This window comes from Marinitoga sp. 1154 (assembly GCF_013363285.1).
GTDB lineage: Bacteria > Thermotogota > Thermotogae > Petrotogales > Petrotogaceae > Marinitoga.
Genome location: NZ_LBFB01000008.1, coordinates 1 through 22,993 on the forward strand (window position 1 = coordinate 1; position 22,993 = coordinate 22,993).

Annotated in this window: 14 protein-coding genes and 1 other RNA gene; 2 read left to right on the forward strand and 13 right to left on the reverse strand. The window is 26.7% G+C overall.

Translation table 11 applies throughout. The features are described 5' to 3' along the window. The first annotated feature begins 395 nt into the window (after window positions 1–395). Both XO12_RS11465 and XO12_RS05135 read left to right on the forward strand, forming a co-directional pair. Entirely contained in the window at window positions 396–524 is a 129-nt protein-coding gene (locus XO12_RS11465) for a hypothetical protein (protein ID WP_255350152.1), read from the forward strand. Window positions 525–573: 49 nt separating this feature from the next. Further along, window positions 574–813, forward strand: coding sequence for a transposase (locus XO12_RS05135; protein WP_047266375.1), 240 nt, complete (start codon window positions 574–576; stop codon window positions 811–813). Between the two features lie 84 nt (window positions 814–897). Here the strand turns inward: XO12_RS05135 and ssrA are convergent. From ssrA to XO12_RS05200, 13 genes are all read right to left on the reverse strand, one after another. Continuing rightward, window positions 898–1,260, reverse strand: a transfer-messenger RNA (tmRNA) gene (gene ssrA / locus XO12_RS05140). 71 nt (window positions 1,261–1,331) lie between these two features. Then, window positions 1,332–2,603, reverse strand: a complete 1,272-nt coding sequence (locus XO12_RS05145; protein WP_175419792.1) for a hypothetical protein — start codon at window positions 2,601–2,603, stop codon at window positions 1,332–1,334. Window positions 2,604–2,612: 9 nt separating this feature from the next. Next, window positions 2,613–7,685, reverse strand: coding sequence for a fibronectin type III domain-containing protein (locus XO12_RS05150; RefSeq protein WP_175419793.1), 5,073 nt, complete (start codon window positions 7,683–7,685; stop codon window positions 2,613–2,615). 49 nt (window positions 7,686–7,734) lie between these two features. Further along, entirely contained in the window at window positions 7,735–8,436 is a 702-nt protein-coding gene (gene pgl, locus XO12_RS05155; protein WP_175419794.1) for a 6-phosphogluconolactonase, read from the reverse strand. Further along, the gene (zwf, locus tag XO12_RS05160; protein ID WP_254867684.1) at window positions 8,421–9,962 is read right to left on the reverse strand and encodes a glucose-6-phosphate dehydrogenase; all 1,542 of its coding nucleotides are present in this window, start codon (window positions 9,960–9,962) and stop codon (window positions 8,421–8,423) included. The genes pgl and zwf overlap by 16 nt, the downstream gene beginning before the upstream one ends. Further along, on the reverse strand, window positions 9,943–10,920 hold the full coding sequence (gnd, locus tag XO12_RS05165; protein WP_175419795.1) for a phosphogluconate dehydrogenase (NAD(+)-dependent, decarboxylating): 978 nt from the start codon (window positions 10,918–10,920) through the stop codon (window positions 9,943–9,945). The genes zwf and gnd overlap by 20 nt, the downstream gene beginning before the upstream one ends. Window positions 10,921–10,977: 57 nt before the next feature. After that, window positions 10,978–12,273, reverse strand: a complete 1,296-nt coding sequence (locus tag XO12_RS05170) for a methyl-accepting chemotaxis protein (protein WP_175419796.1) — start codon at window positions 12,271–12,273, stop codon at window positions 10,978–10,980. Beyond that, a complete protein-coding gene (locus tag XO12_RS05175) occupies window positions 12,270–13,685 on the reverse strand; it encodes a diguanylate cyclase (protein ID WP_175419797.1) in 1,416 nt (471 codons plus the stop codon). Before XO12_RS05175 ends, XO12_RS05170 begins: the two co-directional genes overlap by 4 nt. Then, on the reverse strand, window positions 13,682–14,239 hold the full coding sequence (locus XO12_RS05180; RefSeq protein WP_047266370.1) for a chemotaxis protein CheB: 558 nt from the start codon (window positions 14,237–14,239) through the stop codon (window positions 13,682–13,684). The genes XO12_RS05175 and XO12_RS05180 overlap by 4 nt, the downstream gene beginning before the upstream one ends. Continuing rightward, window positions 14,226–15,986: a response regulator gene (locus XO12_RS05185; protein ID WP_175419798.1), complete on the reverse strand. Its 1,761-nt coding sequence runs from the start codon at window positions 15,984–15,986 to the stop codon at window positions 14,226–14,228. Before XO12_RS05185 ends, XO12_RS05180 begins: the two co-directional genes overlap by 14 nt. Window positions 15,987–15,990: 4 nt before the next feature. Next, window positions 15,991–16,764 (reverse strand): hypothetical protein, encoded by a 774-nt coding sequence (locus tag XO12_RS05190; RefSeq protein WP_175419799.1) that lies wholly within the window; start codon window positions 16,762–16,764, stop codon window positions 15,991–15,993. Further along, window positions 16,734–17,810: a CheR family methyltransferase gene (locus XO12_RS05195; protein WP_175419800.1), complete on the reverse strand. Its 1,077-nt coding sequence runs from the start codon at window positions 17,808–17,810 to the stop codon at window positions 16,734–16,736. The genes XO12_RS05190 and XO12_RS05195 overlap by 31 nt, the downstream gene beginning before the upstream one ends. 443 nt (window positions 17,811–18,253) lie before the next feature. Next, window positions 18,254–22,969, reverse strand: coding sequence for a DNA-directed RNA polymerase subunit beta' (locus XO12_RS05200; RefSeq protein ID WP_368493428.1), 4,716 nt, complete (start codon window positions 22,967–22,969; stop codon window positions 18,254–18,256). Window positions 22,970–22,993 lie beyond the last annotated feature (24 nt).

The following is a 22,993-nucleotide window of genomic DNA, read 5'->3' on the forward strand; positions in this document are numbered from 1 at the left end:
GTAAAAAATGTGGATTTAATTCTTAATTTGGATGAAAAATAGACTAAACCTTAATAAAAATATATGAAATAATGGAAGAATTGTCGCAAAAAGGGAAAACGATAATATTAGCCAGTCATGACGTAAGCGAAATAGAAAAACAGAAAGGATAATAGTATTAATGGATATACGGAATATCTAAAAAAGTGGAAATAAGCGTAATATAAAATCATTACAAAAAAATAACAAAAATTTAAAAAAGGAAAATTAATTAAAATGTAACAAAAATCGAATTCTAAAACATTGATGAAAAGCGGTTTTTTATTTTAGAAAAAACATGGTCATCTTCCAAAAGCAGTGGGTAAAAAAGAAAAAATGATATTATAGTAGTGGAAGAAAAAAGGAGGAGAACCAGAATGATAAATGAATTGCCAATATTTTTTGAAAAAATACTAAATATAAATGAACCATATGAAACATATATACATGCGAGAGTACCAAGGATAAAAACAGAAAATAGGATAAAAATAATAGAAGTTCCTTAAAAATCCAAAAAATCTAACAAATAAACAAAATGAAAAACTTGAGCAATTAATGGAATACAAATATCTTGATACAGTAAAAGCATATTCATTAATTCTGGAATTAAAAAAAATATTTGATTATAAAAAGCCAGCATATGCATCAAAATTCTTTAAAAAATGGTATGACAAAGCGTTAAAATCAAATATACCAGAAATGAAAAAAGCTGCTAAGAGTTTATATAAACATATAAAAGGTATTCTTATGCATTTAAAAACAGGATTAACCAATGCTAAAATTGAGGTAGTATAATATAAGCTGTGTAAAAATAAAAAAGAGGAGCCCTTTAGGGGCTCCTCGGAGCTTCAGGCTTAGAAAGCCATCGCTCATATGTGTTGGTGGAGACGGCGGGAGTCGAACCCGCGTCCGAAAGCAGAGTAAGCCGGACTTCTCCGAGCGCAGCCTGTGTTTTGATTTTTACTTAATCTTCTCCCACAGGCAGAATAAGATTAAGCTATCTCCCTAAAATTTCCCCAAAAATCCGGGAGAAAGATTTTTGGGTAAGGGTCATTGCTTATGACGCCCTATTCAGCTATTTGACCCAGAACAGCTGAAAGGACGGCTGCTATTTTATATTAAGCAGCTAAAGCGTAATTTTCTTCGGCAATTCTCTTTTTTGACCGATTATTTTACGTGGTAACAGTCTTCCACGGCTCGCTTTCCGACTTACTCTACCCCCGTCGAAACCGTTTCGTCCCCAGGCGATATTCATTATAACATAATTAAGTAACATTTTCAACCTTTTAGACGAAAAAATTTTCCAAAAAGTTTTAATTGGTTATAGTTAAAACCTTTTTTATTGTTTTGCTATAATTATAATAGTTTATATCTACTTTAAATATTATATTTTGAGGAAAATTTTCATTTAATGGTACTTTAAATATATTATTTTTTATATCCACTTTTTTATTATTATAATAGACAAAAAAGCTATTAATATACTCCTTTTCCGAATTCAAAAAATATATTTCTGGTATTTTTATTTTAAATAGTCCTGAACTTTTTTCTCTTCCAAGATATTCAATATCTATTTTTATATTACTGATATTTTTAGGATTGTTTTTTACAACTATTTTTTTTATTCCATTAATATACTTCCCATTAACATTTACCTCATAATATAAATCATAAGATCCACTTTCGCCAAAAGGTTCTAATATTACCGTATTATCCAAATATGAATATTTTACTTCCTTATAATCTCCTAAAACCTTAAATTTTATAAATTTTATTTTATAATTTTTTATCTCATTTGAAAATTTGTCATATACTTTAATATTTCTTATATGTAGAATATTCTGATTATCTGTAAAAATACTTTTTTTATCAAAATCAAAAGATATATTGGTTACCTTTGATGGTTGAACTTTCAATATAATTGTCTTCATTTTTTTCGCTTTATTGCCTGCATAGATATTAATTTTATATTTTCCCGATTCATAAATTTTCGGTAATTTTAAATATATTTCACCAAATTGATTCGTTTTTCCAATATATACGATATCTTTATTATTTATAGAATAAAATATATCTACATTTTCTGCCACATCATTTTGAGCTTTTGCTGTTAATCTTATATTTACTTTTTCTCCAGCAATATTATATATATAATCAGGACTTTCTATATATGAAACAATATCCTTTCCAAATTTTATAACTGGTATGTTTAACCCCACACCAAAAATCTGATTATTATTCTTATTAAGAGTGTAATTAAAATAAAAATTAGAATAATTTATCATTATCCCTATAGAAAAATCATTATTATACTTCAAATATGGTTCTAAAGAAAATTTCCCTAATTTTGCAAATGTTGATATTAAACCGCTAAATTGTAAGTTATTCTGCGTGCCGAGCTGAATCTTCAAAGGTATATTACCAGAATTATATCCTATATATAAATAATGTCCGTTTATACTTTTAAAAGATTGGTTATAATATAGAAAATCATAATTATAACCAATATATATATTATGTAATTTTCCAAAAACAAAAATAGACATAAATAATACGGATAATAATATTAAAATTTTTTTTGCCATATTATCCCCCTATTCCGGTGTACTCCAACCTAATAAATTGGAATCTGTTTTTATAATATATGAATTACCATATTCGCTGTCATTAAATGATTTTGTTTGGCCAAACATTATATATCCACCATCTGATGTTTTTATTATACCATTTGCAATATCATTACCCTTTCCATAGATATGTTTTTCTATAACATTTAAGCTGAAATCTGTTCTTAATATTTCAATATTTCCATTATTGCTATTTAATACTATTAAATATCCATCTTCTGTTTTTAATATCTTTACAAATGTATTGATAAAATCATTTTCATATATTGGCGAGAATATTTCATTTAATCTATAACTATATGTTTTTACAACTAAATCATTAGTTATAAATCCGGCAAGTACTATATCATTTCCACTATCGTTTATATCATAAATAGCCTCTATATCCGATAACAATTTCTCTGATTCTACATTGAAATTTTCATCTAGCTTTATTAAATATCCCGATCCATTTTTGCTACCAGAAAGTATATATTTTCCTTTTCCATCTTCATCAATTATATTTATAACGGAATTTAATTTAGCTTTACTATAAATTAATGTATTCAACAGTGTAGAACCATTTGATGGGTCAATCTTTGCTATGAAATCACCTGTAGAACTGCTCCCAACAATAATATAAGAATTGTCAGATAATTTTATATAATCATTTATAATATCTCCTGCAACATTTGTTGGAGTGGAATTTAATAAATTCAAATTATTATCATATTCTCTGAATTCTATTTTTCCAGAATTTATACCCAACAATGTTATATTCGAAGAAGTGTCTATAAAGTATGGAGTGAAATCTATTGTTACAGATGAATCTTTTGTTGTTTCTGTTCCGTCTTTATCCATTTTTGATAAATAATATGTATTATCTTCTTTCTGAATAAAAGTAAAATCTCCTGTACCTAATTCTTTTATATCTATAATTTCATCTAAAGTTGAATTGGTCCCTTTTTCAATTGTAAAAATATTTGTGTCTATGCTTGATGTTCTAAATGTAATTGTTGATTCGCTATAATCTTCTTTTTCATCTATTGCTCTAACCTTCCAATAATATGTATTATCCGGAATAAGTCTTGATGAAAAATATTCTTTTTCAGTTGTATTATATACTACAGTACTATAATTACTATCATCATTAGATTTCAATAAATCAAAAGTAACATTTTGACCTTCAGGATCAACAGAATTCCAGTTTATTAAAGCTTCAAGTCCATTATATATAGTATATTCTATATTGGGTTTTTTCGGTTTTGTATTAACCTTAAAATTCATTATATTAGATTCTGCTATTCCACCATAAGAATCTTTTGCAATAACTTTCCAATAATAAATTTTCCCATTTTCAAGTCCCTTTATATTATAACTGTTGTATGTATAATCTGATATTATCCTATTTAAATTCTCCGGACTATTTCCAGTGTAAATATCGTATTTTAATGTATCATTATCTTTATCGCTTGCCAGCCAGCTTAAAGTAACGTTTTTTTCTACGCCCATAGAATTATTTGATGGATAAAATTTATCATTATCAAATGTGGGATACGCATTTGATTTAAATTGTTTAACCTCAGATTCAGCTTTACCTCCTTTATTATCATATGCTACTATTTTCCAATAATACGTAGTATTATTTTTGAGATTACTTAATTCATATTCTTTTTCTGTTGTTGTTTCAATTAGATCCATAGAATTTAAAGATTCACCAATATATACTTCATATGTTAATTCATCACCATCTGGATCATATGCATTCCAATAAATCTTATCCCCATTTTTTGCATAAGTTTGTTGGTCAGTCCTTAATGAATCATTATATATAACAGGGTTTTTAGTGGTTGAAAAAATTATTTCTGTTGAGCTATATGATAATTTATCATCAGAAACTTGAATCTTTATTTTATAATTAGAATCTGCATCTAATGTAAAATTATAATTATTATTTGACGTTTGAACTGTTTTGATAATAGTATTTTCTTTAAATAATTTCAGTGTATAATTTAAGATATCATTTACATCTTTATCTTCTGCGTCCCATTCAATATTTAGATTAAGCTGAACATTTGTTGCATTATTTGAAATGTTTATATGAGTTATTTTGGGCTGATATGTCGTTATAAATTTTCTCAATTTTGTTTCTGTATAACCTTTCATTTCATCTTCAAGACGGATTTTCCAGTAATATGTAGTTCCTGGTTCAAGTGTTGCATTCATATTGTATTCATTTGTTCCCTGAGCATTTGAAATATATTCACTTTGTAAATTATCAATATTTTTCCCAAAGTATACATATAAACTATATGTTGAAGAATCTGGATCGTCTGCATACCATATTATCTTTGGATTTAATGAAATACCTTCTGCATTATCGCCCGGAGAATAATCCTGTAAAATGGGTGGTTGATTTATATTTAATAAAAGTTCCTGGCCTTTTAAATAAAAGCCCTTATCATTAAAAGCTTTAATGTATATATTGTATTTCCCACCTTCTGGAATTTCTATTACATAAATATTATTTGTTACGTTTGTTGCTATTATAGTTTCTTCACCATTTTTACTTTTTTTATATATATTATAGTATGATACATCTAAACTATTTTTCCATTTTATTTTTAATTTGTTTGGATATTTCTGTTCATTAAACGTATATTCTTTAGAAGGATCATAATAATCATAAATATTTGTTATGTTCGGCGCAACTATTGGAGCATCCCCTGTAATAAATGTTGCAGGAGATGTTACTGAAGTAGCCATATTGCTATCTTTCGCCAATATTTTCCAGAAATATTCTGTTTTTGGAAGTAAATCCGTCAATTCATAAGAATTATTGGTCGTGGTTGCTACCTGTTCATCATTTAGGTAAACTGTGTATTCAATATCATCATTATCTGGATCTGTCGCACTCCAGTTTAATATTACAGTTGAATTCATATCTATTTGAGAAACAGGGCTAATTAATGTTATCTGAGGATAATTGGTTGTTTTAAATGTCTGCGTTGCTGAAATTGTTGTTGCAAAATTACTGTCTTCAACAAAAACACTCCATGAATATTCAGTATCTGGTTTTAAATATTTATTATAAGTAAATTCCGTTGAATTAAGAGTATATGAAACGACTTCATCATCTGATAATTTTATATTTAATATATAACTTAATTTATCGTTATCAGGATCGTTTCCATCCCATTTAAATATAGGTTTTAATGACTCGTTATTCCCATCTGGACTTTTTAAAATTACTTGAGGTTTATTAGTCGTTGAAAAAGTTATAATTCCACTACTACTCGAAGCATTTTCTGTATCATAAGCAACTATTTCATATTGGTATTTTGTTTCTGGAAATAATAATCCAGAAAATGTATATGAATTTTCCAAAGTTGTTGATAGTAAAGTCAAATTTTCAGAATATTTTGAAAAATATATTTCGTAATAAGAGATATTATCATCTTCAAAATTCCAGGTTATTGTCGGTTTTAAACTTATATTTTCAGCATTTAGACTTGGACTGCTTGAGTTAAAAATTGGTTTTTTATTAGTAATAAATGTTGCTATATCACTTATAGATGTTGCATTATTGGTATCAATTGCCTCAACCTTCCAATAATATATCTTCCCATAATCAAGATTATGAATAGTATATTCCTCTTTTTCTGTTGATGCCAATTTTTCCAATATTGTTGGATTTTCTCCAAAATAAATATTATAAGATATTCCATCATCCGGATCATAACTTTCCCATGTCAATGTTGCTATATTTGTTGGAATATTTATTTCATTATTTGGAGATAGATTATATGGTTTTATTGGATCTAAATTTGTTCTGAATTTTACTATTTTTCCTTTAACGTAGTTTCCTTTACCATCATCAGCATCCACTCTTAATGCGTAATATTTACCTTTTTCTAAATTGACATTGAAATAATTATCTACAATTTTTTTATCATATTTCAAATCATTTGAAAAATCTATAAACTCATCATTTTCATCTATTTCTTTTAATAAGAAATGATATGTTAGCTGATCATTATCAATATCAGTTGACTCCCAGGTTATTTTAGCATTTTCAGGAACACCAACAGCATAATTTTCTGTTTCCAGAGTCTTTTTAGGATATGTTATTTCAATTTCTGGTTTATACGAAGTGGTGAATTTTAATATTGGGCTTTCAAAATTATTCTTAACATCCTTAATTTTCCAGTAAAATGTGCTTCCAGAAGGCAGATTTTTCAAAGTAAATGTATTTCCTGTAATATTCTTCTCAACGTAATATTTTCCATCATCTGATAAATCATTATTTGGAGAAAAAATCAGCAAAAACTCTTTGGAATCAATTGAATAATTCCATTTTAATTCTATTGTATTTACAGGAATACTTGAAGAATTATCTGAAGGATAAAAGTCATAAAAAGCAAGATCCGAGACTTCGATATTAATTACTTCTTTATTGCTAACTCCAATTGTATCGTATGCTATTAACTTAAAATAATATGTTTTCCCATAATTTAACTCATCTACTCTAAAGCCTTCATTTAAACCTTCAAATATTTTATTTTCAGGATTAAATTCAGGATTATCTGACATATACAATAAATATTTCTTTATTCCATCTCTATCTTCTGCACTCCAGGAAAGATTAATATAATTTTGATTAATGGTTGTTTTATTAATATTGAAAAATATTTTTGGAATATCTGTTGTTTTTATTTCATATATTTTCGAATCCGCATATGAATTGCCAATTATACTCCTAATTTTTAAGTAATATGTTGTGTCAGGTTCTAAATTTGAAATTTTAGCAAAAGTTTTTGATGTTGATATTTTGTTATTTAGCAATGTTTTAGCTTTTCCATAATAAACTTCAAAATTAATATTATCAAAATTATTATTGGAATCTAAATTCCAACTAATATCAAAACTCAAAGGAAGATTATTTAACACATCTTCCTTTGGGTAATCTAAAATGGGTTTTGGGGGAGGAGCCTTAAAAATACAAGAATTTAAAACAAAAATAATCAAAATCACAAAGATATATATCAGATTTTTTTTCATTCCATCACCTCAATTTATTATTCTATGCGAGGTCTTCTATTTCTTAATTTTATTTTGAAATAAAATATAATAAATTTTCTTTTGGCTTTATATACTTAGCAGGATATTCTTTTCCTTTAAAAACTTCTTTTAATACTTTTATTTTCCTATCCCCTGATAATAAAAACAACACATTTTTGCTGTTGTTTATACTTTTATAAGTGAAAGTAATTCTTGGTATATTTGGGTTTGCTTTTTCAGGAAATACATAATCAATATATTTATCGTCTGAAATCTTAATATCTGGAAATATTGACGCTATATGTCCATCTGCCCCTAACCCTAATAATATTAAATCAAAAGATATATCTTTATTTTTATCCATAAAAAATTTTTTTATACTATTTTCATACTCATCAGCGCATCTTTCAATAGGTGTAATTTCAGTTTTTATCCTATAAATGTTTTCATCAGGTATATTAATCATTGAAAGAATATTGTTATATACCATTTTATAATTACTATATTCACTATCTATATCAATATATCTTTCATCACCAAAAAATATATATACTTTATTCCAATTAATACTTTCTGAATATTGTGAAGCTAATATCTTGTATAAAATTTTTGGTGTATTTCCACCAGATAAAACAAAGGTAAAAAAATTCTGCTTTTTTATATAATAGGTATAAAAATTATATACAGTTTTAGCTGCATCAAAGCTCATATCATTTAAATTATTATACTCAAATATCATAATTTTCTCCATTTCCTCCCATCTTTTTCAATTAAATAATTTGCTTCTTCTGGCCCCCATGTTCCAGAAGGATAATAAAATAATGTAGCATTGTCTTTTTCCCAGACATCCAAAATTGGAGTGACAACCTTCCATGACTCTTCCATCACATCACTTCTAACATATAATGTTTGATCTCCAAGCAGGGCATCTATTATTAATCTTTCGTATGCATCCTGTTTTTCATATTCAAAAAAATTTTTATATTTAAATTCCATATTTAATGTATTAATACATATTTTAGATCCAGGCTGTTTAGCTTGGATTACAAGTGAAAACCCTTCATCCGGCTGAATTCTCAATATTAATGCATTTGGTTCTATTTTTATCGGATAAAAATCAGAAAATATGGAATGAGGTACATCTTTAAAAATAATTGCTACTTCCGTAATTTTCTTTTTTAACCTTTTTCCTGTCCTCAGGTAAAATGGGACACCACTCCAGCGCCAGTTATCTATATACAATTTTGCAGCGATAAATGTCTCAGTTTTAGATTCTTTTTTTATATCTTCAATATAAGATTTTTTCATTTCATTATTTATTTTTCCTTCTATATATTGCCCTCTGATTATAAAATTATTTAATTTTTCTTTTGGAAATGGCCTTATGGATTTCAAAACCTTTATTTTTTCATCATGTACCATATCTGCACTCAAAGATGCAGGTGGTTCCATTGTGATAAGCGTTAATAACTGTAATATATGATTTTGAAACATATCTCTTAATAAACCTGTTTGATCAAAATATCCTACTCTATTTTCAACGCCAATTTGTTCAGCAACGGTAATCTGAATATTATCTATATATTTATAATTCCATAATGGTTCAAAGATAATATTTGCAAATCTCAACATCATTATATTTTGAACCGTTTCTTTTCCAAGATAATGATCAATTCTATATATTTGTTTTTCATTTAAATAATTATGTAATTGATAATCAAGTTTTTTAGATGATTCAAGATTATGTCCAAATGGCTTTTCAATTATTATACGGGAATATTTTTCTTGTGTTTCTACTGTGAGTTTATTTTCTCCCAAATAATTAATGATAGGCATATATATATTAGGTGGCGTTGCAAAATAAAACAGATGATTACCTGTTGTATTATGCTTTCTATCCAATTCTAAAAGTTTCGATCTTAAATCTTTATACATTTTATCCTGGCTATAATTACCAGATAAAAAATAGGTATGTAATATAAATTTTTCTATAATATTTTTATCTGATTTTAAATTATTTAATCTTTTTAAAATTTTATCCCTAAATTCCTCATCTGTTAACTTACTTCTTCCAACTCCTAATAAATAAAAGTTTTTTAATTTCCTTTTTTTGAAAAGATTAAAAATTGATGGTATTAACTTTCTAAATGTCAGATCTCCAGAAGCGCCAAAAATTATAATGCCAGCGGGTTCAGGAGTTGGATCTTCACATATTTCAACATATGATTCTATTTTATTTTCTATAAAACTCATAATATCACCTTCTAAATTTTTCATCAGGATTAGCAGCTTTTACTTCTCCTGCACCGGCAACAGACTTCTTTATTTCTTCATTTTTTTTATAAACTGCATGACCACCAAATTCTCTTCTGAGCGCAGCTACAACTTTATCAGAAAAAACATCCTTTTGCCTTGATTGAAATCTTTTAAATAATGAATTTGATATAACAGGGATTGAAACTCCCTTTTCCACAGCTTCTAAAACTGTCCACCTTGCCTCACCAGAATCTTCAACATATCCCTGTATTTCTGATAAACTATTATCTTCTTTAAATGCATTCTCTAATAACTCTAATAACCACGATCTTATCACACTTCCCTGATTCCACAAATGAGCTATATCATGTAAGTTTAAATTTTCTCCATATTCTGAGGCTTTTAACAATTCAAATCCTTCACCATAAGCTTCCATTAATCCATATTCAACACCATTATGAACCATTTTCACAAAGTGTCCAGCACCTGTTGGCCCACAATACAAATATCCTTCTTCTGGTGACAAAGTTTTTAAAATAGGTTCGATATATTCAAAAATTTCTTTTTCTCCACCTATCATAGTACAATATCCTTCTTTAAGCCCCCATATTCCTCCGGATACTCCAGCATCTATATAATGTATTCCATATTCTTTTAATTTTTTTTCTCTTTTCAAATCATCTTTATAATATGTATTGGCGCCATCAATAATAATATCATTCTTTGATAATAATGGAATTAAAGCTTTAATATTCTCATCTGTAACCTTTCCTGCTGGTAACATTAACCATATTATTCTTGGCTTTTCAAGTTTGTTGATAAATTCTTTTAATGAATATGAACCTATCGCTCCTTCCTTTTTCATTTCATCTACTTTTTCTTTTGTCCTGTTATATACGACAACTTCATGTCCACCCTCCAATAATCTTTTTGCCATATTTTTCCCCATTCTTCCTAATCCTATAATTCCTATTTTCATAAAATCACCTCTCCCAGAAAATATTTATAATATAACCCGGGATATCCCCGGGTTATATTATTTTTCGAATTTTTTTGCAATTTCAAGCAATTTATCCATGCTATTTTTTATTTCAATAAGAGCTTCTGACATTTGATTTATTCCAGATAAAACTTCATTCATAGAAATTTTTGTTGAGTGTGAAAAATTCGATAAAGATTGGACGGTATGTTCAAAGTCTCGTACTATTTCCGAAACAGAGTCAAGAGATTTCTCAATTTTGTTCAATTCTTTAGACGTTTTTTCAGATAAAAGAACGTTTGTGGTAATATTTTTTTCTATCTCTTTTAAAATTTTTTCTGAATTTTTTGATGTTTCTCTTGATTCTGAAGCTAATTCATTTATCAATTCTGCAATTTTAGAAATACCTTCACGATCCAAATTTTCTTTACTGGTTTCAATGGAAGAATTTATTGATAGAATAGAAACAGTATCTGAAATATCCTTTATTTTATCATTAAGATCTGATAGTTTATTTATAAAATTAGATATCTCTAAAGTTTTTTCATTCATATTTTGAATATCATAAAAAAATTCCTTCATATTTGATAAGGTCAAATCCAATTCACTTCTTCCTTCCTCTATGGAGGAAGAAAAATTTTGTATTAATTCATCCAATTTTTGAACGTTTTTTTGTGTATTTTGGGCAACAGCACCTATTTCACTGGAAGCAGAACTATTTTCAGCTATATAAGAAGATACATTTGTTGAAAATTCTTTTATAGTACCAATTTGTTTTTTAAATTCCTTTTCAATTAATTTTCCTATTACATATGAGATAAAAAACAAAAATACCATCATAATTACCAATAGAATAACAGAAAACATTTTAACTTTGTTAATATCATAAAAAAGTTGTTTTTCTGTTATAGCGTTTGCAAGATAATATGTTGAATTATTAAATTCAAACGATGAAAACGCCACAAATCTTTTTTCATTTTCATAAACATATTTATATATTCCGCTTTTATTTTCTTTTATATATTTATATAATTCTGGAAGTTTAGTATCTTCAACTGCGTTTATTCCTATTTTACTTAGATCTGTATGATATATAACATTTCCATTTTCATCCAAGATATAATAATATCCATTTTTTTCATCTATAAATTTTTTAGAAAAAAAATCAGACTCTAAAGAAGCCATTGATTTTGAAAGAAGCTCAGATAATTTAATAACATTATTTTCATATGATTTCATAATAAAATCAACTGTAAGGTTTTTATAATATTCATAAACAATAAAAAAGAAAGAGATAAAAGATAATCCAAATACTAATGTAATTATAAGTGAATATTTTAAATTAACCTTCATAATAAATCCTCCTTACTAATTATTCTATTTTTTCCCAATTTTTTTGCCATATACATTAATTCATCAGCTTTATTAATAATATAGGTAACATTTCTTTTTTTATAGTCACAAAACACTCCCGCACTAAAAGTTATTTTCTTATTTATTCCTAACATTTCCCAATTATATTCAGATACTTTTTTCAAAAGTCTTTCCAATACTTTTTTAGCTTTAATACACTCAGTTTCAGGTAATAAAATCAAAAACTCTTCCCCTCCAAATCTCCCTATAAAATCATTTTCTCTCAATTCATCCTGCATTATTTGAGATAATTTTATCAAGACTTTATCTCCTGTGATATGTCCAAATTCATCATTTATTTGTTTAAATCCATCAATATCAAGAATTGCAACTGAAAGATCATACTTTTTTCTTTTGAATAATATAATTAATTCTCTTAATTTTTCTGTAATTTTTCGTTTATTATATAATCCTGTAAGACTATCCCTCTCAGAGGATACTTTATAATCCATATAATTATTTAATGCTTTAAATAAGGTAGTTAGTGGTTCTAACATAAAATTCATATAATATGCTATGGTGTTTTTATTTTCAAAATTGCTAAAAGATATTACCCCAAGATCTGTATTTCCGCTTTTTAGGTTAAAAAATATAGAATTTTCTAATAATATTGTTTCATTTTTACCTTTATCACAAAAATCTCCTTTAAAAATCCATTCTGAAGGTGTGGTAGGATTTAACAGTTTTTCATATAATAATTTTTTAATTTTTTTACACTGAAATTTCTTATTGTTAGAAAAAGCATAGACTCTTCCAATAACATGAGACAATATCATTATATTTAAATTTTCAAATTTAAAAAATTCTTTAAGCAAATCCTTTAATTTAATCATAATATATTCTTCATCGTATATGTTACTTATAAGATCAAGTATTGAAGATTTTATAATTTCTATTTTCAATGTTTCTTCTAATATATCAACTAATTCACTAAAAGGATTTTTTCTAAACTTATAAAATTCTCTGCTCCATTCAATTGTAAATTTATTACTTTCTAAAAATTTGACTATACTTTCCAATATATTTTCTGGTGATTTGTCTTTTTTTATAAATAAATCAGCTCCACTTTTTTTAGCCCAAAATTCATTTATTGAATCTTCAGCACCCGTTAATATTATTATCCCCACCCTTGAAAAAGCATCATAACTTCGTATAAATCTACAAAAATGAATACCATTCATTTGAGGCATAATATAATCTGAAATCACAACATCAGGAAGTATTTTAAAAAAGAGGTTAATTCCTTCAAAACCATTTTCTGCAACAGAAACATCATATCCCATTTTAGTTAAATTGTCCTTGAGATATTCTCTCCAAGATTTACTATCGTCTATAACTAATATCTTTCTCATATAAAATCGCCTCTATTCAAATCAATTAAAATTCTATTTAATTCTTTTATACTTCTTTCAAAATATTTTGTTAAGCTTTGAATTGCTCTTTCTGTCATATATGGAAATTGAGCATCGTTTTGAATATAAATTTTTGCTTTGCTATTTTCAATTTTTTTTAGTCCTTTTACCCCATCATTTCCTAACCCACCTAATAAAAATATATATGTATTTTTATCAATATATGGATATAATGAATCAAATAATTTATTTATCGATGGAGACACTGGACCGGTATTTTTAATAACTGAAACTACCCTTTTGGAAGAAAAAATTATATCTTTGCCTCCTTCGGGAATATAAATTCCACTTTTTAATTCTGTAAAACCTTTAACAATATTAACTTTCTGCTTTGAAATATTTTCAAGATAATCTTTAAAATTAGATGTTTGATTATCAAGATTATGCATTGCTAATATAATAGGATATTTCAATTTTTCTTCAAATGAAAAAAGCGTCTTTAATGCAGCTGGCCCCCCAGCAGATGCACCTATTATAACTTTAATTGTTATCATCCCCCAAAAATTTTTTTAATAATATTATAATTTTTTCTATTTTATCTCCTTTTAAAACATAAGCATTTGCACCATAACTTAAACCTTTTTTAATTTCTTCTGGATCTGATTTAGTGCTTAAAATAATAACTGGTATATCTGGATTTTTTTCCTTTATAAATTTTACAACTTCATACCCACTTATATCAGGCAACTCAACATCAACTATGGCGGCATCATAATCCTTCTTATCAAGTGCTTCTTTACCACAAGATGATTCAATAATGTCATATCCTGAACTTTTTATAAGTTTTGAAATAACATATCTGGAAACTATTGAATCATCTAATATCAACACTCTTTTCTTTTTTTTTCCTTTTATGTTGTTATTTTTAGGGATATTTTTTATAGATATTATAGGAATTGGATATGTAAATATACTTTTTGCAAATCCCAAAAATCTTTTATCTTCAGATGGAACTATACGCGTTTCAAAATATCCCTTTATTTCATCATAAATTACGGCTACATTATTTTTGCATATAACACAAAAATTTATATTATTTTTTCCAAAATCAATTATTTCAAAAAGCTGATTGTTATAATTTATTTTATTATCAATAACTTCCGGTTTATTAATTAATTTAATAATGTCATCTGAACTAATTGAGAATATATTGTTATCTCGATTTAAAACCAAAACTTTTTTTGAAGTGGCTTTGGCTTTAAATTTAACAATAAATTTTGTTCCTTTTCCTTTTTCTGTTTCAACTTTTACATCGCCACCCTTAAATTCTGCAAAGGCTTTAACTGCATCCAATCCAACTCCTCTACCAGAAGATTGATCAACTTTCTCTTTAATAGAAAAACCCGGATAAAAAATTACATCAAGAGGGTTCACAGAATCATATCCCAATTGTTTAGCTTTATTTTTTATTGCTTCAATGTTTAAACCGTATCCATCATCGGAAACCTCAAGATATATCATATTATTCTTTATATAACTTTTTATTTTTAAATTTCCTTTTTCATCTTTACCAACTTTTTTTCTGTATTCTGGATCTTCAATCCCATGAGCAATACTATTTTTTACAATATGAATCAAAATATTTTTTATTAGATTAGCATCTTCTTTTTCAATTTTTATATTCTCTACATCAATAATAAAATTAACCTTCTTATTATTAAAAATTGCTTCTTGAAATATTAAGTTTTCAAAACTTTTTATAATATCCTTTAATAATACAAATTGTTCGTTTTCTATTGTTTTTTGTAATTGAATTCTTAAATTTTTTATATTTTTAAGGGCAGAATTTACTCTATTATTCAAAATATCGTTTTCTGCTTTCAATAAAATACTATAAAACTTTTCCATTTCTTCAATTGATATATTTTCTTGATTTAAATAAGCCATTGTTCCTTCTATTAATTCTTCATTTAATAATATATTTTTATAATAAGATATTTCCTTTTCCGTTAAATCGCTTCTTTTATTCATTAATTCATTTGATATTTTTATAACTCTAGCCACAAATTTTTCATCTAAAACATCATTTAATTTTTCTTTGAAAGCAGACTCAAGCTCATGCATAAATTTACCAAAATTATGCATTCCTACTAACCCTGCAGACCCTTTTAAAGTATGATAAATTCTATGTAATTTTTTTATTATCAAAGGGTTTCTTGTCTCAAGATATTCCTTTAATAAGTCGATTGCTTTATTCAAGTTTTCATTCATTTCATCTAAAAATATATTCAAAAATTCCATATTTTCACTCCAAAATAGGTAAAATTAAATTATTTGATTTAAAAAATTGTTTCTCTGTATCTTCTATTACTTTTCCATAAATTTGATTTATTCTTTTAAATAAATATCCTTTATCTTTTATCAATAAGATCCAATCACCTTTATCATCAATTTCTTTAACAGGATAAACTTGATTTTTATATTCTATAAATCCTATATAATCATCAAATCTAAAATAACAAAAATTATTTTTATTTATTATAGTTATAACATCTTCATTCTTTATAACAAATTTATTGTCTATTAAAAAATAAATGGTTTTTTTCTGTTTTATTTTTTTCTTTTCTTTTTTTTCCTTTACGATTATACGATTAGGCATCTTTTTTTTTATATTTTCCATATTAAATATAAATATTGTACTATCTTCATATGTTATATATCCTGTGTATATATTTAATTCTGGATATAACTCAAACATCTTATCATTAAATTTTTCGAAGTTTTCAATCTTTATTTTGTTCAGAACGGCCGTAACACCAAATGCATATGTATCGTAAATTAGAAAATAATTCAAATAAAATTCCATATCCAGCGGAATTGTAACTACTGGATACAAGTAATTATTATATTTTGCATATCCCAAAAAATTACTGTTTAAATTTTTCTTTATATATTCATTTGATATTCCTTTTATATTATCTTCCAAAGCAATGTAAAATTTATCTTTGTCTTTAGTTTCTAACTCACATATATAAAATTCCATATCATTCACCCATCTATTATCTTTTTTATATTCCATAATTCTTCATCATTCGGATTTAAAAATAATGCTTTTTCAATAGTGTTTTTTGCATTGAGATTAAGTTCTATTTCCAATATAACTTTATACTTAAATATTAAAGGATCAATAGATTCTTCTGATATATTTGATATTAATTGATATGCATACATATATTCTTTTTTATTTATTAAATCTTTAATTATTTCAATATAATTTTCTTTATCTATATTCTCAGTAAATTTCTTTGAATTATTTTTATAAAAACTTTTTTTATAAAACCTTTCTTTATTATTCTTTTTTAAAAGTTTTTTTCCCTTTTTTTCATAATAATCAAGAAAATTTTTTTTATTATCTGCTAAATTTTTATCTGTCTTTTTCATCCATACAGTAAAATTTTTATTATAAAAAATTTTATATAATTCCATCATTTCTGGATAAAACTCTCCATTACCCAAAATGAGAATTCCTTCATTATCCAAAAATTCATATATTCTATTTAATATATATTTTATTTTTTCATTTGAAAAATATATTAAAACACGTCTTATAGTTATTATGTCATATTTCTCTTTCGTTGAATTTAAATATTCTAAAATATTCTCCTTTTTAAATTCAACATTTTTTTTGAATTCTGGTTTTACATAATAAATTTCTTTTTCTTTATTAAAAAATTTTATTTTATCTTTTTCATTCATAAATCTAACACTCCAAAATTTATAAATACCTTGCCTTGCCTCGGCAATTCTTTTTTTTGAAGCGTCTATCCCTATAATTTGATATTTTTTCCCTTTTTCATTTAATATAAAAGAAAAATTATATACTTCTTCTCCTCTCGAACATCCAAGGCTTAAAATTTTCCATAATTCTTTTTTTTCAAAATACCCTTTTAAAAAGTTCCACAACTCTTTATCTCTAAAAAAAAACGATTCTCCTATTGTATATTTTTCCAATATTTTATCCTCTGAGAGGCTTGTTCTATCATAATCCTTTTTCTCAACTATATCCCCTTTTTTATATTCAAGACCATACTTAGCTAAAACTTGTTTTATATATCCATCTTTCATAACCTTCCCCCTAAATATACATATTTATATATTTTTAGAATGTCTAAAAAGTCAAATTCACTCAGACAGCTTGATTGCTAATCCTTAAAATTATTCATTCTCAGCCGTCGCTCAAACAATACATCGTGTATTGTTTCGCGCATTACATCCATGTAATTTTGACGGCTTTCATTTACGCTTAGATTTTTTAGATATAAAAAATCTAAGGGAAAAGGATTTATAATTATATAATAAAAATTATTTTTTCCAATTACCCGCTGTAAGCGTGTAAGGGCAATCTTCGAGTCTTCGTTTCATTTGAAACTTTTTAGACGGTCTATATATTTAATTATACCAGATTTTTAATTTTAATTTAATCATCGCTAAAATATACATTGTTATAGTTGAAATCAAAAAAATAATAACCCCCTTCAAGGGGGTTATTTATATATATATATATTTATTTATGATGCAGCACTTTCCTGCGTATCTTCTGTTGGATATGTAGGTAATTCAAATATCGATATTTCTGATTCTAAGAAGGCTTTTAATCCTGTTCCAGCTGGTATTGGCTGACCAACAATAACATTTTCTTTTAATCCTAATAGATAATCTTCTTTTCCTTCTAAAGCCGCTTCTGTTAATACCTGAACTGTTTGTTGGAATGATGCTGCTCCCAGCCATCCTTCTCTTTCAAGTGATGATTTTGTAATTCTCAATAATTTTCTTTCATATCTTGCTGGCTCTTTTGGATTGATTAAGTATACTTTCTTTTCTCCAACCAATTTAATTTCCCCATCTTCAGTTTCAAGCAATTGTGGTTCTGTTTTAAATACTTCAATTTCTTTTATTCCCATATCAACAATTCTGTTTAATAATTCTTCATTTATTTCATCACCAACATCACCAATTATTTCATTTCCTTCATCTATTTTCACAGAAATCTTTTCTGATAATTTTTTACCCAATACTTCCTGTCTATTTTCTTCAATCTTTTTATTTTCTTCATAAATTTTTCTATTTATTCTTTCTACTGATTTGATATTTACAAGATCTTTCGGCATAAATTCTGTATCTCCAGCATATGTTATTTCAACTTTATTGAACATTTGTTTTATAATTATTTCAAAATGTTTGTCATGAATTTCAACACCTTGTTCGGCATAAATCTTTTTAATTTCTTTTAATAAGTAATCAAAGGTTACTTCAGCGCCAAGTTCTTCAAGTAATCTTCTTGGTTTTATATTACCAGATGTCAATCTATATCCTGGTTCAACCTTATCGCCAACGGATACAGTAGGTTTAACCTTTGGATCTGCTATATATGTATATAATTCACCTTTAAAATCTTCAACGATAAATACTAATCTTCCTTTTTCATCCCTGTCAATTTTTCTAACTATACCTTTTACTGTTGAAAATTCTGCTTCTGGACCTTTTAAATTCTTTCTTGCTTCAAATAATTCCTCTGCTCTTGGAAGACCCTGAGTAATATCTCCTGCTGTAGCAATACCACCTGTATGGAAAGTTCTCATGGTTAATTGGGTTCCAGGCTCTCCAATTGATTGTGCTGCAATTATACCTACTGATTCTCCAATGTTTACTATTTTATGATTTGATAAATCCATACCATAACATTTCGCACATACACCATGTTCAGATTCACAGGTTAATATTGATCTTACATATATTGAAGGCCTAACTTCAATTTTTTCAACATTATATTTTTCTAATTTCTTTGCAGTATCTGAATCAATTTTTTCTTGATAATTCGCAAGCGTTATTAATTTCCCATTTTCATCTTCAATTTTTAAATTTTCTCCAACAAAAACAAAATTTACAGCTTTATATTCTTTTATATTTACTACTTTTATATTATGTTGTTTTAGGGATTTAATTACATCTGTATCTATTTCTGTTCCTTTTGAGAATAATAATTCTCCATCAACTAATACATCCTCATTTAATACATTGTATAAATACATATTTATATTGTTTAATTTTACTTTTTCTTTTGTCTCTACAACAGGTATATTTGTCTTATATGTTGCTAAAAATTCAGCATCTTCTTCATCGAGCATTACGTCTTTTACATATTTCTTACCTGTTGCTGGATTAATTATGATTTCATCTGTTTTTGGATCAAGCACATCTGATGCCAAAACTCTACCGAATAAATAGTCAGCTAATTTTTCTATTCTTAAACCATCTGCTATTAATTCTCTTGCTTCTATGCCTTTTTCCGTACCACAGTCTGGCTCTGTTACTGTAATAGATTGAGCAACATCTACAAGTCTTCGAGTTAAGTATCCCGCTGTTGATGTTCTTAGCGCTGTGTCGGCAGAACCTTTTCTGGCACCATGTGTTGAGATAAAGAATTCCAGCTCAGATAAACCATTTCTAAAGTTTGACTTAATTGGTAACTCAATAACCTTACCTGATGGATCTGCCATAAGTCCTCTCATACCTGCAAGTTGTTTTAATTGGTCTATATTACCTCTTGCTCCAGAGTCAACCATCATCCATACAGGATTAAATGGATATTTTTTGAATTCCTTACTTGTAACTTCTGTAACTGCTGCTATAGTCTTTTCCCACACTCTAACAACTTCTTTATATCTTTGCTCATCTGTTAAATATCCTTCTTCATAATATTTTTCTATTTCCATAACAGTTTCTTCTGATTTCTTTATTATTTCTATTCTTTCTTTAGGTTCAACAATATCTCTAACAGATATAGTTAATCCCGATATTGTTGCATAATGAAATCCTAAAAATTTGATATCGTCTAATAGATCGGCTGTTCTATCTATTCCATGATATTTAAATGTGTCGAATATTAGATTTTTTATTTCTTTCTTTTTGTATATTTTATTGAAATCTGGATTAAATCTTCCTATTTTTTCTGGAAGTATTTCTTTAAATATTAATCTTCCCACTGTAGTTTTTATTAGTTTATCATTATAATATAATCCAATAGGTTCATGAAGTATTAATGTCGGTTTTGACCATTTTAATTCATTATTTTCAACAATTATTTCATGTTTTGTTATTTTTTCATATTCATGAACATAAAATGCCTGAAACTCATCAGCAAAAATATATTTTATGGTATTTTTATTTGATATTTCCTTTGGAGTTGAAGGAATCTTCTTTGAATCAAAATACTTTTTATCAACTGTTGTTAAATAATATACTCCTGCTATCATGTCTTTACCAGGCATTGATATTGGCTTTCCATTTGCTGGAGATATTATGTTATATCTTGATAACATTAAGAATTTTGCTTCTGCCTGAGCTATATTGGATAATGGAACATGCACAGCCATCTGGTCTCCATCAAAGTCTGCATTAAATGGAGGACATACCAGTGGGTGTAATTGTATTGAATTACCTTCAATTAATTTTGGAATAAATGCTTGAATTGATATTCTATGCAATGTTGGTGCCCTGTTTAACATTACGGGATGCCCTTTTATAACCTCTTCAAGCATTTCCCATGCTTCTGGCATTTCTTTTTCTATAATTGTTTTCTTTAATTTTCTGGCATTTTTACTTGATGCATTTGAATCTTTTAATAATTTATTCAATACAAATGGTTTAAATAATTCCATTGCCATTTTTTTCGGAAGACCACATTCATGGATTTTAAGTTCTGGACCAACTACAATAACAGCCCTTCCAGAATAGTCAACACGTTTTCCAAGCAGATTTCTTCTAAATCTTCCTTTTTTACCTTTAATCAAATCTGTTAATGATCTTAATGGCCTTCCACTTCTATCTGTCATGGCCTTTCCAACACGACCGTTATATATTAACGAATCCACAGCCTGCTGTAAGATTCTTTTTTCATTTCTTATAATAATTTCCGGTGCTTCAATTTCAAATAATTTTTGAAGTCTATTATTTCTGTTGATTACTCTTCTATATAAATCATTTAAATCTGTTGCTGCAAATCTTCCACCATCTATCTGAATTAATGGTCTGATATCTGGAGGAACAACTGGTAATGCTTCAATAATCATCCATTCTGGTTTATTCCCTGATTTCAGAAAATCTTTTACTACTTTTAACCTCTTAATTAATTTCAATGCTTTAGCACTTTTTTTATCTAATTTAGCTAATTCAGCTTCTAATTGTATTTTTAAAGAATGTAAATCTATATTTCTTAATAATTTTTTTATTGCTTCTCCACCATAATCAGCAATAATTTTATCATCATATAATTCCTTATATGCTTCATATTCTTCCTGTAATAATGTATTTCCAACACCTTTTCCAATTTCTTTTTCAATTTCAGGATCTATTTCTGTAATAACCAATATTGGTGTATCTCTTTCTATATCCCTTTCAATTTCTATTGATGATGGATAGAATTGTTCAAAAATTAAATATTCACTTGCAGTTAATATTTCTTCCTCATATAAAAATGTATCGGCCAATTGTGTTCCTTCTTCTATTTCATCACCATCTTCTACAAATAATGTAGAACCTTCAAAAATAGGCCATTTTTCTTCTACGCCATTTTCATCTTTAATTTTTATCCAGGTTACTTCATGTTTTGCCTGCGTCATTTCTGTTTCTATACTTACAACACCACTTCTTCTGGCAATAGGTTTTTCCTTAATATGAAGCACTTTAACAGCCTGTTCAACTTCAAAATCCATTTTTTCTTTAAATATTTCATATTCTGTATTATGGAGCATATCTCCATAATCGAACATATCAGAATCTTTTGGATCTGTTATTAACCAGATTTTTTCTACAACCCTTTTTGAACCATAATATATGATGTTTTCGAGTTCTTTTACAGATATATTCAAAAGTATGGATAAAATAGAAGGTGATGATTTTAAAAACCATATATGTACTACAGGAGCAGCTAATTCAATATGCCCCATTTTTCTTCTTCTTGACTCTTTTGATTCTACTTTTACCCCACATCTTTCACATACTGTTCCTTCATATTTTTTTCCTTTGTATCTTCCACAGGTACATTCATAATCCTTTACAGGACCAAAAATCTTTTCACAGAAAAGGCCGTCTCTTTCTGGTTTAAATGTTCTGTGATTAATAGTTTCCGGTTTTTTTACTTCTCCACTTGACCATTCTCTAATTCTTTCTGGAGAAGCTATTCCCACTTTAATCTTTGCAATTTTCCTTTTAAATGATGATGTCATTTTACCCATGCTTTACCCTCCTTG

Bases quoted from the DNA above. Each gene is read 5' to 3' on its own strand.
- XO12_RS05185 (WP_175419798.1), bottom strand. From the start codon at position 15,986: ATGGAATTTTTGAATATATTTTTAGATGAAATGAATGAAAACTTGAAT.
- XO12_RS05195 (WP_175419800.1), bottom strand. From the start codon at position 17,810: ATGAAAGATGGATATATAAAACAAGTTTTAGCTAAGTATGGTCTTGAA.
- XO12_RS05145 (WP_175419792.1), bottom strand. From the start codon at position 2,603: ATGGCAAAAAAAATTTTAATATTATTATCCGTATTATTTATGTCTATT.
- XO12_RS05180 (WP_047266370.1), bottom strand. From the start codon at position 14,239: ATGATAACAATTAAAGTTATAATAGGTGCATCTGCTGGGGGGCCAGCT.
- XO12_RS05135 (WP_047266375.1), top strand. From the start codon at position 574: ATGGAATACAAATATCTTGATACAGTAAAAGCATATTCATTAATTCTG.
- XO12_RS05175 (WP_175419797.1), bottom strand. From the start codon at position 13,685: ATGAGAAAGATATTAGTTATAGACGATAGTAAATCTTGGAGAGAATAT.
- XO12_RS05170 (WP_175419796.1), bottom strand. From the start codon at position 12,273: ATGAAGGTTAATTTAAAATATTCACTTATAATTACATTAGTATTTGGA.
- pgl (WP_175419794.1), bottom strand. From the start codon at position 8,436: ATGGAGAAAATTATGATATTTGAGTATAATAATTTAAATGATATGAGC.
- XO12_RS05150 (WP_175419793.1), bottom strand. From the start codon at position 7,685: ATGAAAAAAAATCTGATATATATCTTTGTGATTTTGATTATTTTTGTT.
- XO12_RS11465 (WP_255350152.1), top strand. From the start codon at position 396: ATGATAAATGAATTGCCAATATTTTTTGAAAAAATACTAAATATAAAT.
- gnd (WP_175419795.1), bottom strand. From the start codon at position 10,920: ATGAAAATAGGAATTATAGGATTAGGAAGAATGGGGAAAAATATGGCA.
- XO12_RS05200 (WP_368493428.1), bottom strand. From the start codon at position 22,969: ATGACATCATCATTTAAAAGGAAAATTGCAAAGATTAAAGTGGGAATA.
- XO12_RS05190 (WP_175419799.1), bottom strand. From the start codon at position 16,764: ATGGAATATAAAAAAGATAATAGATGGGTGAATGATATGGAATTTTAT.
- zwf (WP_254867684.1), bottom strand. From the start codon at position 9,962: ATGAAAAATTTAGAAGGTGATATTATGAGTTTTATAGAAAATAAAATA.